This is a genomic window from Methylobacterium phyllostachyos (assembly GCF_900103445.1).
GTDB classification, from domain to species: Bacteria; Pseudomonadota; Alphaproteobacteria; order Rhizobiales; family Beijerinckiaceae; genus Methylobacterium; species Methylobacterium phyllostachyos.
Genome location: NZ_FNHS01000001.1, coordinates 444,238 through 458,435 on the forward strand (window position 1 = coordinate 444,238; position 14,198 = coordinate 458,435).

Here is a 14,198-nt window from a genome sequence, read left to right on the forward strand (position 1 = left end):
GGTGTTGCCGACGCCGAATACGACCTGTTCCTAACTGCATAGGATCAGTCAGCAGGGGTCGAGGACCATTCTGAGCCGGTCGATGTCTAGGTTTATGAACTCGGCCACATCGACGCCGGTGACTGAGATCGGCCTGCCTTCCGTACCCCTTGCCGTCTTATGGCTCCCTAGCGGTGATGGCTGACTAACCCCTCTGTAGCCCCAGAATTATTAGCTACGCTGCTACGCTTAAGTATCATGTTTGGCTAAACGCAAGGGAAGAAATCGGCTGAAGGGCCGTCGTCATGATTTTACGTCGGTAATCCAGCACCATCAGACCGTGCTCCGACCCCACTTGCTTTCCTGTAGCAGATGTAGCAAAAGTAGCAGGTGTAGCAGGCGTAGCGAGTCGCGGAGGGGCCTGCTCAGAAGCCGGCTGCCACCAAGCATCACATTTTCATAGATCTGACTTTCCAGACAAATCGAAGGGTCGGACCAACCGACAGCCTAAGAAATCAAGGTTTACGCAAGCTATGACCTCAATAGAAGCACCTGAACCCAACACGCCATCAATATTCAATTTCACATCCTACCCTTACGATGCACCTGAGTACCCTGTGAATGCCTTAGGCCCAGTTTCAGGTCTGGCGCGGTCCCTTGCAGAAGCATTACAGGTTCCGTTAGCGTTGGTGGCGCAAAACATTCTGGGCTTGCTGTCTTTTGCTACCCAAGGGCTAGCAAATGTACAAACCCCACTTACTGCCAGTTCCCCCCTGTCTCTGTGCTTAGTTACAACCGTTGAGTCACAGCCGCGCAAAAGGCTTCTTCAATCGATACTATCGTCCGAACTAATCCTGTATCAAAAAGATCTTCAAAATATTCAAATGCGCACAGCCAAGGAAGAGACCCCCTCCACATCGACTAAATCGAACAATGACACTCACAAATCGGTGCTAGGCTGCATATTCCTTCCACGAGAACAACAAATTTCGAGCATCTTCCCTAATATTAGATATTATCCATCAACTATACTTTTTAATAGTGATAATTTATCTCAGTTCATTGCGAAAGGCGGCCAAAAATATACCTCATCTCAATCCTCCGCAACTCAACATTTAGACGATCTATGGTCAGGTGAGGACATCGTGCAGATTACCAAATCGACCACCGAAATAATTTCAAATTACAGGTGTACGTTTAATCTAAGCGCTAGTGAGGATCAAGTTGTAGAGCTGTTTAATATTGAATATCACGCAACACATGCACTCTTATCTAAGGCGTTGATTGCAGCACCGGAAAAAATTATTGGCCAAAGATCAATTAAAGAATTAAAGCCCAATGAGATTGCGGGACTCAACGACTTTCACAGCAGATGTATAGAACTTTTGCTGCAAATCATACCATCCTCTGAACAACCATCGGCAGGGCCCTCCTTGAGATTGTTGAAATTACAACGCCCCGAGCGTGGAACTCTAATCGATTTCATGAAAGAAATTGAAGCTCATTCGGGTCCAGAAGGATTTTTCTCTAAAATCCAGGCTTTTTCAGAAAACGCGGCCGAACATGTATGTCGGCTCGCAGGCGTCCTGCAACTCTACGACAACCCACTGGCCGAAACTATCAGCGGCGAAATGCTAAACAATGCAATGGCTCTTTTTTCTTTCTATGCAATAGAGGCATACCGGATTCAAGACTTACGCGACAAAGAACGCCAGCTTCCAGAAGAATTGGTGCTATTGAAATGGTTATTGGAAAAGTCGAAAAAAATGAACGGCTCCGCTATTTCAGAGCCCTTTCGTGTCCGTTATGTGCGACAAAATACAAAACCACAGTTCAGAAATATCGAAAAATTACTTGAGATTATTAAGATTTTAGAGGCAAAGCATTATGTTGATTACGACGCGGACAAAAAACTCATCAGTTTGCGAGTCTCCGAGTTGCCGAAGGAGATGTAGAACACAGAAGCGGGCGGTCATAATGACAAATGATCGCCCTTGGCTGCGTGACGGCGGGTAAAAAATGAAGTTCGGGATTATAACTCAGGGGATTATCCTACTACCGGGATCCGACTATGACGTCAGCCGGCGTTGCCTTCCACACCGCAGAACTCGCCCCGGAGTGGAAGGGCAACCTATTTGCAGCCGTCCTGGGCAGACATCACTCTTGTGGCTCGTCGTGGAGGACGGGAGGGTCAATAGTGAGGAACGCTTGTTTCGCGGTAATAACCAGCGAGGCCGCTACGTGAAGCTTGCTTAGATAGAGCGTTCTGAATGGTGTCAGTCGATGTCGATGCTTGTGTCATCCGGCTTTCCCCGAAGAGGGTGCTGTTCAGCTTCTTGAAAGGTACGCGGACTTCGAGTCCGGTGGCGACCCAACGCAGTCGTACACGAGCGGTCGAACGACTCTCGAAAGCGGAAGTGTACTCCGTCGCTACTCCAGCGGCGATGAGCCTACTGCGGCCGCTCAGTTGAAGGCTATGGCTCCCCAAGGAGCAGCCGTTCTCGCCGGCTGCCGCTGCAGGCACCCTTCAAGGTTTGATGAGTTCGACCTGATCAACAGGCAGCGAACGCCACCAAGCGCCAGACGCACGGAATGCCTCGTAGGCTAACCGTAGGACATACTCCGGCTGACAGTGCGACGGGTCGATCTCACGGCGGGCCTCGTTGCGGGCGAGGAGCATTTCCCAGGAAAGGTCGAACACTTTCCACTCGACCGAGAGGCCATACCGCTCAATGACCTGAAGCTCGGCTTTGAATACCTCACGGGTCAGGTGGGTGTCGGCCATTACCACGTTGAACCCGGCCGCCAGGGCCGCATCCAGGGCAGCGACCTTCACACCGTGGAGCAGTTGACGCGCGCCATCGTCCCAGCCCGTCTGCCGCACCTGCCCAGTAGACCTGACGGTCCGGCGGCCAGAACGTCTGACGTAGGTCGTCGAGGGTAAGGTGCACCCAGCCCTGGAGTGGGTCGTACCGGCGCGCATAGGTCGTCTTGCCCGCCCCGGGGCATCCAATCAGCCCCACTACCCTCTGTCGGCGCGGGTATCTCTCATCGTCCATGAAGAGCGGGATCAGGCATGGTGGGCGACATCCTCGTCCTCATCGATCTCGGGGTCGGCCTCGACGGTGTCACCACGGAGATAGCGTGCTTGGACCTCGGCGACGCGGCGAGCGGCCTGGGCGTGGCGGTTGGACACAAGGCTGTCCGGGCCGAAGTCCCCGCCGCGCTTGGCTGCCAGCAAGTCCGGGTCTCCCCAGCGGTCGAGAAGGACCTGGAAGGCGTCGTGCCGGGCCACGTCGAAGGCGATCCGCTGGCCCATCATGTCCTTGTAAGGGTGAGCCGGATGAATGCCGGCGCAGGGTGATCCGCCCCCAGTGAAGTGGTCCGCCCTGAGGTATGGCTTTCGGGCCAGTGGAGTTGACCCCGTTTGTGGTCCACGGCCTATGCAAGTTCTCGGGCTGTGACAGCTTGGTTGGCGAAGGCTCGGGGCGTCAAGCCGCCCAAGGCCGTATGAGGTCGGTCTTCGTTGTAGTGGCACCTCCAGTCCTCGATGCGCTCCCGGGCATCGGTCAGCGACAGGAACCACGAGGCGTTCAGACATTCCGCCCTTAGGCGGCCGTTGAACGACTCGATATACGCGTTGTCGGTCGGCTTGCCCGGTCGGGAGAAGTCGATCTCGACCCCGTTCAGGTAGGCCCACTGGTCGAGCATGCGACCGGCGAACTCCGGCCCATTATCGACCCGCAAGCTCTTGGGCCGTCCTCTGAGCTTGACCAAGGCGTCGAGCGCTTCGGTCACTTGGTAGGCGCGGAAGTTGGCTCTCGGCGTGAGTGAGAGCGCCTCTCGCGTGTGGCAATCGACGACGGTCAGGATCCGGAATGGACGCCCGTCGAAGATGCGGTCGGACATGAAGTCCATCGCCCAGACCTCGTTGGGTCCACCGATCGCAGGCCGTCCCTGGCGATATCGCCAAGCCCGCTTGCGCTTTGGTAGCTTGACCCGGATCGACAGCCCTTCGTCTCGGTAGATCCGGTAGGTGCGCTTGTGGTTCACCTTCCAGCCCTCCCGTCGCAGCAGGATATGTAGCCGTCGATAGCCGTAACGGACCCGTGCGGCGGCCAGCTCCTTCAACCTCATCCGCAGAGCGACTTGCGGGTCGGCTCGCTTCCTGTTATCAAGCGACAGCCGGAACTGACCCCTTCGCGTCATGAGGATCTGACCCCCATGCTAATTTCCCACGCCTAGACGGGTGTGGGTTGGGGGACCGCAGCCGCCTTTTGCAGGAGGCCGCTGCGACGCTTCTCACGAAGCCGGTAGCTGTCGCCGCGGATGGTGACGACGTGGCTGTGGTGCAGCAGCCGATCGAGGATCGCGGTGGCCACCACCGCATCGCCGAACACGCTTCCCCACTCGCCCACGGCCCGGTTCGAGGTCACCAGCATCGCGCCCCGCTCGTAGCGGCGGCTGACGAGCTGGAAGAACAGATGCGCGGCATCCGGCTCGAACGGCAGATAGCCGAGCTCGTCGATGATCAGCAGTTTCGGCTTGGCGTAGTGCGTCAGTCGCTCCTCCAACCGGCCCTCAGCATGCGCCTTGGCCAGCTGCGCCACGAGCGTCGTGGCCGGGGTGAACAGCACGCCATAGCCGGCCACAATCGCCGCGCGCCCGATCGCCACCGCCAAGTGCGTCTTGCCCACACCGGGCGGCCCGAGGAACAGCACCGCTTCGCCATTGGCGATGAAGCGGCCGGTGGCAAGTTCACGGATCTGCGCCTTGTCCAGCGAGGGTTGTGCGCCGAAGTCGAAGCCGGTCAGGTCCCGCACGAAGGGGAAGCGAGCCAGACCGAAGGCCATGTCGATGCGGCGCTGGTCACGCCGAGCGACCTCGCGCTCGCAGAACAGGGTCAGCGCCTCACGGATCGTCAGCTCGCCCCGGCCAGCCTCGTCGATCAGGCTATCGAGCTGATCGCGCATGGCCGTCAGCTTCAGGCGGTCGAGCAGCAGGGTGAGGTGGTCATGGTCCATCAGAAGCCTCCCCCAGCGACCGCCTCGTACTCGGCCAGCGGCCGCAACAGCGCCGGCGGCATGATGGGCGACGGGTCGAGCCGGTGAGCCGGTCGCTCTCGGCTACCCACAAGCCCGGCCAGATGGGCATCGTCGACGACACGGCCGTGGCGCCCCTTCAACGCGGCGTGCACGGCGACCTCACCTCCGCCGTGGTGGACGCGCACCACCGCTCCGCTCACGGTGACGCGAACCCGCTCGCCGATCAGCCGCCACGGCACCGAGTAGGCGTTGCCGTCGACGCTGACCGCGCAGTCTGCCCCAACTCGGCGCACGAGATCGCGCGCGGCGGAGAACGGCGGCACGCCCGCCAGGGGCTGCAGCGCCCGGGCCTCATCCCGGGCGAACCGCGCCCCCGGCGCCTCACCGGTCGTGCCGTGCGCGCGCCGGTCGGCCACATCCCGCGTCCAGGCATCGAGATGCGCCTCCAGGGCGGCAAAGCTCGCGAAGCGGTGGCCGGCCACAGCGTTCCTTTTGACGTAGCCGACGCCGCGCTCGTCCTTGCCCTTCGTGCGCGCCCGGTACGGGGCGCAGGCCCGCACCCGGAAGCCCCAATGCCGGGAGAAGGCGTGCAACCGCGGATGCAGGATGACCTCGCGGCTGATCGGGTCATGGTGCAGGACCAGGGCGCGGGCATTGTCGAGCAGCACCTCACGCGGCACACCGCCGAACGCCTGGAAGGCGCTCTCCAATCCGGCGAACCAGTCCTCCTGCCGCTCGTGGCCGAAGGCGCGCACGTGCAGTCGACGCGAGTAACCGAGCGTCGCAACGAACAGCGAGACCCGGGTCGGCACACCGCCGATCTCGATCCGCCGCTCGCCGAAGTCGATCTGCATCTGCTCGCCTGGCCGCGTCTCGAACCGCACGCTCGCCCGCGCGGCGACCACCAGGTCCCGCCGCAACGGCGCCACAGCCCGTTCCACGGTGCGCAGGCTGACGTGGATGTCCTTCTCGTTGGCGAGGTCCTGGCGCACGACGTCGGCGTTGCCGGCATGCTGCCGGAACCGTTCGGCCAACCAGTCCGTCAAGCCGTCGAGCCGCTTCGATCGTGAAGGCGTTTTAGAGGAACGCCAATCACCCTGACGGAGCCAGTGCTTGACCGTGTTCTTCGAACAGCCGAGCTCGGTCGCGATCCGCTTGGCACCCCAGCCCAGCGCCTTCAGCCGCACCATCGCCGATACGTCGTCCGGCGTCTTCATCTCGGCCCTCCGCGGATCGTTCATCCGCTGAAGAGCCTGATCTTCGTTCCTGATCATCTCGACCTCCTCGCTCATCGAGGGGGTCAGGTCCTCATGGCGTCAGGGGGTCAGTTTGCCGTGTCGCCTGACACCTGTAACGCTGGGACGAACGGCCGAAGCCGGTGGCCTGACAGGCCCGACGCTCGCTGATGTCGTAGGCCACCTGCAAGTGACCGGCGACTTCACGGCGAACGACGGGCCTCACCACTTTCGTTTGAGCACGTCCTGCAGCATCGAGCGGTCCAGCGTCAGGTCAGCGACCAGCCGCTTGAGCTTGCTGTTCTCGTCCTCCAGCTGCTTCAGCCGACGGATCTCCGGCACGCCCATCCCGACGAACTGCTTCTTCCAGCGGTAGAACGTCGGCTCGGACACGCCCATCTTCCGGCAGACCTCGTCCACCGTCGCGCCGTTCTCCGCCTGCCGTAGGGCAAAGGCGATCTGCTCGTTCGTGAAGCGTTTGCGAGGCATGACATCCACCCTCCTTCAGGATTCAGGATGCCCGAAAAACTTGCGCTCGGCCTGGACCAGTTTGCTGGGTCAGGGTCACCAGGACGAGGACGGACAGATGGGAACGAAGCGGCACAAGCCGGAGGATGTCGTCGCCAAGCTGCGGCAGGTGGATGTGCTGGTCTCGCAGGGCCAGAGCGTCGGGGACGCGATCCGCACGATCGGCGTGACGGAGGTTACGTACTATCGCTGGCGCAAGGAGTACGGCGGCCTGAAGAGCGACCAGGTCCGGCGCATGAAGGACCTGGAGACCGAGAACCAGCGGCTCCGGAAGGCGATCGCAGATCTCACGCTCGACAAGCTGATCCTGCAGGAGGCTGCCCGGGGAAACTGACCAGCCCCGCGCGCCGACGCGCCTGCATCGAGAATGTGATGGACGTCCTGGACGTCTCCGAGCGCCGCGCATGCCGTGCGCTCGGTCAGCATCGTTCGACGCAGCGCAAGGTGCCGCGGGGCAGAGACGATGAGGCGGCGTTGACCACCGATCTCGTAGAACTGGCGCGCCGGTACGGGCGCTACGGCTACCGGAAGATCGGCGCGCTGCTGAAGGCGGCCGGCTGGTTGGTCAACGACAAGCGGGTCGAGCGGATCTGGCGGCGCGAGGGGCTGAAGGTGCCCGGCCGCCAGCCGAAGAAGGGCCGGCTGTGGGACGGGGATGGTTCCTGCATCCGGCTCAAACCGGAGCGGCGCGACCACGTCTGGGCCTACGACTTCGTCGAAGCGCGCACCCATCACGGGCGCAAGTTCCGGATGCTCAACGTCGTCGACGAGTTCACCCGCGAATGTCTGGCGATCCGCGTTGCGCGCAAGCTGAAAGGAGCTGACGTGATCGACGTGCTCTCGGACCTGTTCATCCTGCGCGGCGTGCCCGAGCACGTTCGTTCAGACAACGTCCTACGTAGCGAGGAAGGACGACTGGTCGGGCAACAGGTCTCCGTCCGCGAACATGCGCCCGCGGTGTGTTTGTCGTCAACGTCGATCCAGGCGGCTCCTGCCGATCCGGAAGAACTCTCGGCCATAGCGAACACAGGATCCAGCCGGCGCACGCGGCACCCTGGTCCTCACCGTCCTCAACACGAGATGTCGATCCAGGCAGGAGACCCGAGCATTGTCTACAGGGTCGTGGCTCTCACGCCCTCACGGCTCTGCTGAGAGGGGTTCTCCCACCTGGCACCGGTCCCTCGACGAAGGGCCGGTAGTCGGCACCGGTCTTGATGACGGCGTGCACCACGCGCGCCATCTTGGCGGTGATCGCGGTCAGCGCCTTGCGCCGCAGGTCGGCATTGTGCCGGTCGCGGGCGATGTAGCGCTCGAACTTGTCGCGGAAGCCGTTCTCCCGCTGCCTGATGGCCACCTGCCCAGCCAGCCAGAGCGTACGCCGGAGCCGGGCGTTGCCGTACTTCGACAGCTTGGTCTGGCCACGGAAGGTGCCGGATTGCTGGGTGGCCAGATCGAGCCCGCAGAACTTCAGGAACTGCCGGTGATGGCCGAAGCGGCGCAGGTCGCCGGCCTCAGCCAGGATGGTCAGGGCGTTGATCGGGCCGATGCCAGGGATGCGGCGCAGCAGCTTGTAGTCGGAGCTGTCGGTCAGGAGGGCGTCGGCCGTGGCCTCGATGGCGTCGCGCTGCCGGATTAGCCCGCGCGCCTCGCCGATGACGAGCCGGAACATGCTCACCGCCGGAGCGTCAGGCGGCACCGGCAGGCCGATCGAGCTGCGGGCCGTCTCGTAGATGTCGCCGAGCAGTTGCGCCTTAGCGACCTTGCGCCCGACGACATCCCAGGCGGCGGCGATGAAGGCCTCCTTGCTCAGCGCGGTGATGCTGGCGGGCGTGGGGAAGCGATCGAGGAAGGCGAAAAACCAGTCCGAGCGGCTGTTGTGGCGGAAGCGGTCGACCTCCGGGAAGTACAGCGGCAGGTAGTGGGTCAGGATCCGATGCAGCACCTCGGTCTTCGCCCGCGAGACCGCGTCGTGCGTCTTGGACAGTTCCTGCACGTCGTTGATGCCGGCGGCGAGTGGATCGTGGTACACCTGCGAGGCGCCGATGCGGATCATGTGCAGCATGACCTGGGCGTCCTTCGGGTCGTTCTTGTCCCAGCCGTTGTGCAGGGCCTCGCGGGTGCGAGCGAGCCCCACGGAGGAGATCAGGCGCACGGCAAAGCCGGCCTGGAGCAGGCGCCAGGCGATCGGGCGGTGATAGTTGCCGGTGGCCTCGAAGCCGCAGGTCACCGGCTGGCCGAGATCAGAAAGGATCGCGATCAGACGGTCGTGCTCGGCGCGAGTGTTGAGGACGCTCAACCGGCGTCGTCGGCCGGAGCCGGGCACCTCGATGAGGACCTCGTTGCGGGCCTTGGCGACGTCGATGGCTACGAGAACGCCGGCCGGCGGCGTAAGCTGTGGTCTGGTCATGGTCGATCCGTCTCCGGAATGAGGCTTCGAACACCGTCACTCTAGAGACCTGCTGATCGGCCATGACCGCCCAGGGCGGCGCGCTGCGCTCAGCATGGCTTCGCGCGCCGCCCCAGAACCGTCGAGCCATCTTCCCGATGTGCTACGGACCCGAGTTCATCGCCAAGTCGGTGCAGTCCTGGATTGCGGCTATTGGCGCGAAGGCCGCCTACATCGCGCCAGGCTCACCGTGGGAGAACGGCTTTGTCGAAAGCTTCAACGCGCGATTGCGGGATGAACTCCTGAATGGCGAGATTTTCTACACCATGAAGGAGGCGCAGATCATCATCGAAAGCTGGCGTCGGCACTACAACACGATCCGCCCGCACGGTGCGCTTGGCTACAAGCCACCAGCGCCGGAAGTGTTCGTGCCAGCCATGACCGCTTGGCCGGCTGCGCTCGCCCGACCGGCTCCGTCGGCCAAGCTACTCGTAGAGCAGAGGCCGACCCTGCACTAATCTTGAACTCGGACCACCTCGTGGGGGCAGGTCAGTAGATCTGGACCAAAATCACAGTGCCTGTCTTGAATTTGATAGAAAAATTGTAGATTTGATCCGAAAATATAGACATCTCGAATTATAAATTGCCGTCGTAATAACATACGCACTCGTGTGATGTGCGGAGCAGCCAACGCTCGGACCACAGCCTTTGCGGATCATTCGCGATCTAATCTTGCGGCGGAACCTGCCTCTATGTCCGCTCCAGAGATTGCACCGGATAGAGCTGGATGGCAGCTATGAGCGCAAATCTGAACGGCCGGTTCTGCGCACACTGGAGCTTCGGCATGACGCAGTCTGGCCGAAAGAAGCTGGTCCGCTTTCGGTTCAATATCAGAGTGTAGCGGACGAGTGCGCCGAGCAGTGTGGCTTGCAGCGGCCCTCTTCCACGTTGCACATGGCCGCTATCACATCATCCGCATTCTCAGATTGAAGAGAACGACGAGCGTTCCGCCGACCATGAGGAGGACGATGAGCGTCGAGAACAGGATGAGCTGACGGTCGTCGCGCGCGGATCGTTTAAGGTTGATATGCAGGAAGCAGCGGAAGTGTACGAGCGCCTGGACTAAGGCGAGTCCGAGCACGAGGCCGAGCGCGGTCTGGGCGGCGAACCAATGCCAGTACACGAACCCGAAGGCGAGGCAGGTCAGCGTGAGGGCCAGCGCGTAGCCGATGACGTAGGTTATGAGGTCGACGTGCCTCGAGTGTAAGTCGTCGTCGGTGGGGCGTTCCCGCGCTGCAGGTGGATGCCCGTCCTCCAAACGTCGTCCCTTCCGCCCGATGATGAGACTGGACGCGCCGAGCAGGGCGGCGGCCCCGAGAGCCTTGGCTAGTACGGCGGCTCTCGTTTCGCTCCGCGCGCTCATCGCAAGATCCCCTGCAGGTAGACGACGGAGAAGATCCCGATCCAGATGATATCGAGAAAATGCCAGAACAGACCGAGCCGCAGAAGGTTGAGCTTGACCCGATCGTCGAGCCCGAACACCCCGATTTGCACGAGCATCACCGCGATCCAGATACACCCGGCCGTGACATGCAGCCCGTGGGTGGGCACAAGGGCGAAGAAGGCCGAAAGGAATCCGCTCCGGTCCGGGGTTGCCCCGTTCGCAAACATCGTCTGGAAGTCGTTGAGTTCGAAGCCGAGGAAAGCGAGTCCGAGCACCAGGGTGAAGCAAAGCAATACGACGAGACCAGTGCGCGTCCGGTCGTACTTCATCGCGATCGAAGCAAGTCCAAACGTCAGGCTGCTGGTGAGCAGAAGCAGCGTCTCGATGAACGCCGGTCCGATTTTAAACTCGGCTTGTGGCCCTGGGGCTCCTGCGGTTGCGGAGAGCTGCGTCCCGTAGATGGCGAACAACAGCGCGAACAGCACCGCGTCACTCATCAGGAAGATCCAGAATCCGTAGATCCCGATCGCAGCCTCACTTGGTTCGATGAGGTCGGAGCCGCGCAGATTCAAACCGACGTGGCGCAGTTGCGGAGCGCTCATGCCGGCACCGGCGCTGGGAAGGGCTCGGCGAGGCCGAAATTCTCCGGGCTCTCTTCCAGCCGCCGCGGGATCGGATGCGCGGAGGCAGCCTGATCGAGCCAGCGCCGGTCGGTTGCCTCGACCTCGGCCGCCGGAATGACCCGGTGCGTGTCGCGGACGAAGCTGCGGACGACCACCGTGATCCAGACACCCGCGAAGCCGAGGATCGTCATCCACCAGATGTGCCAGACGAGACCGAAGCCGCAGGCAGCGCCGCCCAGGCCGACGAACGGTCCAACCCAGCTATTCTTTGGGACGGTGATGTCGCGGTAGTGGTCGGCAGGCTTGTAGGCGCCGCGGGCGGCCTTGCGCCAGTAGAACGCATCTCGGCGTCCGACCTGCGGGATGGTCGCGAAATTGTATTCCGGCGGCGGTGCTGAGACCGACCATTCGAGGCTGCGCGCGTCCCACGGGTCGCCGACCGGGACACGGTTGCGCTCGCGCTCGCGCACGCTGACGACGAGCTGGACGAACAGGGTCGCGAGAGCGGTCAGCAGAAGAAAGGCGCCGACGACGGCGACGATGAGCCAGGGGCGGTAGTCCGGCTCGAACAACGCTTGGCTGCGCCGGGCCATGCCGCCGAGCCCGAGCACGTAGAGCGGCATGAAGGCGAGATAGAACCCGACCACCCAGCAGACGAAGGAGATCTTGCCCCAGCCCTCGACGAGCCGGAAGCCGAACGCCTTGGGGAACCAGTACTGGTAGCCGGCGATCATTCCGAACAGCGTGCCGGGGATGATGACGTTGTGGAAGTGCGCGACCAGGAAGACGGTGTTGTGCACGACGTAGTCGATCGGCGGCACGGCGAGGAGGATGCCCGAGAAGCCACCGAGCACGAAGGTGACGATGAACGCGAGCGAGAACAGCATTTGCGTGGTGAAGCGGACCTCACCGCGGAACATCGTCCAGATCCAGTCATAGACCTTGACCCCGGTCGGAATGCCGATGGTCATCGTCGCGATGCCGAAGACCGCGTTGATGTTCGCGCTCTGTCCCATCGTGAAGAAGTGGTGCAGCCACACCGTGAACGAGAGCACGCCGATGGCCATCGTCGCGAGGACGAGGGACGTGTAGCCGTAGAGCTCTTTAGAGGAGAATGCGGAGATGACTTCCGAGTAGACCCCGAACGCCGGCAGGACGATGATGTAAACCTCCGGATGGCCGAACAGCCAGAAGAGGTTCACATAGTTCATCATGTTGCCGCCGAGGTCGTTGGTGAAGAAGTGAAAGTCGGCATAGCGGTCGAGCGCCAGCAACGCGGTCGCGAGCGTGAGCGGCGGCATCGCGAAGATCATCAGGATCGAGGTACACAAAGCCGTCCACGAGAACAGCGGCATGCGCATCAGGTGCATCCCGGGGCAGCGCTTCTTGTAAATCGTCGCGGCGAAGTTCAGCCCGGAGAAAGTCGTGCCCAGCGAGGTGAGGGTCACCGCCCAGATCCAGTAGTCCGGGCCAACGCCGGGCTGGAACGCCTTGCCGGTGTAGGGCGGGTAACCCGACCATCCGCCGGTCGAGAATTCGCCGATGGCGAGCGAGATCATCACGAGGCCGGCGCCGCCGGCCGTGAGCATCAGGCTGATCGAGTTAAGTAGCGGGAAGGCGACGTCGCGGGCGCCGATCTGGAGCGGCACGACGTAGTTGATCAGCCCGGTCAGGAACGGCATCGCCATGAAGAAGATCATGATGGTGCCGTGCGTGCTGAACAGCTGAGCGAAATGCTCCGGAGCGACGATACCCGGCGCGTTAATGGCGAGCGACTGCTGCGTGCGCATTAGCACTGCCTCGATCAGCGCCCGGGTGAGCATGACGCCGGCGATCACGACGTACATCACGCCGATCTTCTTGTGGTCGAGACTAGTTAGCCAGTCGAGGAACAGCGGGCGCCACCAGCGCATGTACGTCAGGAGCGCGACGACGCCGACGGCGCCGATGACGACCATCGCGCCGGCACCGGCGCCGATGAACTCGCTCAAGACCGGGTGATCGTAGGCCCGCACGAACGGCAGTGCCTTGGCGTCGAGGCGCCCGAACAGCCAATACCAGAGTTCATCGCCGCTCATTGCTTGGCTTCCTTGTGGGCGGCATGTGCGCCCGCGTCGTCGAGGGCGATGATCGCCTTGAACAGGTCCGGCGTCACTGCGCCGTATCGGCTGGGCTCGGCCTGCACGGAGCGGACGGACAGGGCCTTGTAGGCGGGCATGTCGAGCGTCCGCCCATCGGTCTTGGCCCGCGCGAGCCAGGCACGGTAGTCGGTGGCTGGCTCGGCCCGAACCTGGAATTTTTGGTTCTGGAAGCCCATGCCGTTGAACTGCGTGTTCTCGCCGCGGAACGTGCCTGGTGCGCCGGCCGCAAGGTTCATCTGGGTGGTCATACCGGCCATCGCGTAGATCTGCCCGGCGAGCTTGGGGATGAAGAACGACTGCATCACCGTGCCGCTGGTCAGACTGATATGGACCGGGCGGTCGGCCGGGAAGACGAGCTCGTTGACGCTGGCCACCCCCTCCTCGGGGTAGATGAACAACCATTTCCAATCGAGGGCGACCGCTTGCACCTCCGTCGGCGGCAGAGCGGAGGCGAGGGGCTTGTATGGGTCGAGCCGATGAGTGTCGCGCCACAGGAACACGGCGAGCAACACCACGATGAGGATGGGCGGGATCCAGATCAATCCTTCGAGGGGCCAGTTGAAGCCCCATTGCGGTCGATAGGCGCTCTTGGTGTTCGACAGGCGATAATGCCAGGCGAAGAGCGGAGTGAGCAGTAGCACCGGCCCGACCACGAACAGCAGGATGCCGCAGACGATGAAGAACAGGTGGCGCGTCTGGTCGGCGACTGGCCCGGCGGCACCGAGCATGCCGTGATCGAGCACGCCGCAGCCACCGAGCGGAAGCAGAGTGGCGACGACCAAAACGGGGGCAATCCGCGCGAGGGATGCTGATCGAA

Annotated in this window: 10 protein-coding genes and 4 pseudogenes; 3 read left to right on the top strand and 11 right to left on the bottom strand. The window is 62.1% G+C overall.

What is annotated here, in order from left to right; all coding sequences use genetic code 11:
- The first annotated feature begins 512 nt into the window (after window positions 1-512).
- Entirely contained in the window at window positions 513-1,934 is a 1,422-nt protein-coding gene (locus tag BLQ49_RS02200; protein ID WP_091713111.1) for a DUF3987 domain-containing protein, read from the top strand.
- 572 nt (window positions 1,935-2,506) lie between these two features.
- Here BLQ49_RS02200 and BLQ49_RS02205 read toward each other — a convergent pair.
- The 6 genes and pseudogenes from BLQ49_RS02205 to BLQ49_RS02230 form a co-directional block, all read right to left on the bottom strand.
- Window positions 2,507-2,863: an AAA family ATPase gene (locus BLQ49_RS02205; RefSeq protein WP_342028147.1), complete on the bottom strand. Its 357-nt coding sequence runs from the start codon at window positions 2,861-2,863 to the stop codon at window positions 2,507-2,509.
- A gap of 186 nt (window positions 2,864-3,049) precedes the next feature.
- Window positions 3,050-3,517 (bottom strand): DUF6925 family protein, encoded by a 468-nt coding sequence (locus BLQ49_RS30825; RefSeq protein ID WP_425283961.1) that lies wholly within the window; start codon window positions 3,515-3,517, stop codon window positions 3,050-3,052.
- Window positions 3,421-4,167, bottom strand: a pseudogene (locus tag BLQ49_RS02215) (IS3 family transposase); the annotation flags it as partial. The gene BLQ49_RS30825 and the pseudogene BLQ49_RS02215, both read right to left, overlap by 97 nt.
- A 53-nt stretch (window positions 4,168-4,220) precedes the next feature.
- Window positions 4,221-5,003, bottom strand: coding sequence for an IS21-like element helper ATPase IstB (gene istB, locus BLQ49_RS02220; protein WP_170861908.1), 783 nt, complete (start codon window positions 5,001-5,003; stop codon window positions 4,221-4,223).
- Window positions 5,003-6,241, bottom strand: coding sequence for an IS21 family transposase (gene istA, locus BLQ49_RS02225; protein ID WP_091713112.1), 1,239 nt, complete (start codon window positions 6,239-6,241; stop codon window positions 5,003-5,005). Before istA ends, istB begins: the two co-directional genes overlap by 1 nt.
- Before the next feature lie 112 nt (window positions 6,242-6,353).
- Window positions 6,354-6,748: pseudogene (locus BLQ49_RS02230) on the bottom strand (transposase); the annotation flags it as partial.
- A 97-nt stretch (window positions 6,749-6,845) separates the two neighbouring features.
- On the opposite strand from BLQ49_RS02230, the pseudogene BLQ49_RS02235 reads away from it, so the two are divergent.
- Window positions 6,846-7,678 (top strand): annotated as a pseudogene (locus BLQ49_RS02235) (IS3 family transposase); the annotation flags it as partial.
- A 238-nt stretch (window positions 7,679-7,916) separates the two neighbouring features.
- On the opposite strand, the gene BLQ49_RS02240 reads toward BLQ49_RS02235, so the two are convergent.
- On the bottom strand, window positions 7,917-9,194 hold the full coding sequence (locus BLQ49_RS02240; RefSeq protein ID WP_091712898.1) for an IS110 family RNA-guided transposase: 1,278 nt from the start codon (window positions 9,192-9,194) through the stop codon (window positions 7,917-7,919).
- Window positions 9,195-9,340: 146 nt separating this feature from the next.
- On the opposite strand from BLQ49_RS02240, the pseudogene BLQ49_RS02245 reads away from it, so the two are divergent.
- Window positions 9,341-9,691: pseudogene (locus tag BLQ49_RS02245) on the top strand (integrase core domain-containing protein); the annotation flags it as partial.
- Between the two features lie 446 nt (window positions 9,692-10,137).
- Here BLQ49_RS02245 and BLQ49_RS02250 read toward each other — a convergent pair.
- Genes BLQ49_RS02250 through BLQ49_RS02265 form a run of 4 tightly spaced genes read right to left on the bottom strand, consistent with a single transcriptional unit; the run spans window position 10,138 to window position 14,163 of the window.
- Entirely contained in the window at window positions 10,138-10,596 is a 459-nt protein-coding gene (locus tag BLQ49_RS02250) for a cytochrome o ubiquinol oxidase subunit IV (protein ID WP_091712899.1), read from the bottom strand.
- Window positions 10,593-11,219 carry a cytochrome c oxidase subunit 3 gene (locus BLQ49_RS02255; protein ID WP_091712901.1) on the bottom strand — a complete coding sequence of 209 codons (627 nt, stop codon included), beginning with the start codon at window positions 11,217-11,219 and terminating at the stop codon, window positions 10,593-10,595. The genes BLQ49_RS02250 and BLQ49_RS02255 overlap by 4 nt, the downstream gene beginning before the upstream one ends.
- Window positions 11,216-13,318 (bottom strand): cbb3-type cytochrome c oxidase subunit I, encoded by a 2,103-nt coding sequence (locus BLQ49_RS02260; RefSeq protein ID WP_091712903.1) that lies wholly within the window; start codon window positions 13,316-13,318, stop codon window positions 11,216-11,218. The genes BLQ49_RS02255 and BLQ49_RS02260 overlap by 4 nt, the downstream gene beginning before the upstream one ends.
- Window positions 13,315-14,163 (bottom strand): COX aromatic rich motif-containing protein, encoded by an 849-nt coding sequence (locus tag BLQ49_RS02265; protein ID WP_244507393.1) that lies wholly within the window; start codon window positions 14,161-14,163, stop codon window positions 13,315-13,317. The genes BLQ49_RS02260 and BLQ49_RS02265 overlap by 4 nt, the downstream gene beginning before the upstream one ends.
- Between the last annotated feature and the right edge of the window lie 35 nt (window positions 14,164-14,198).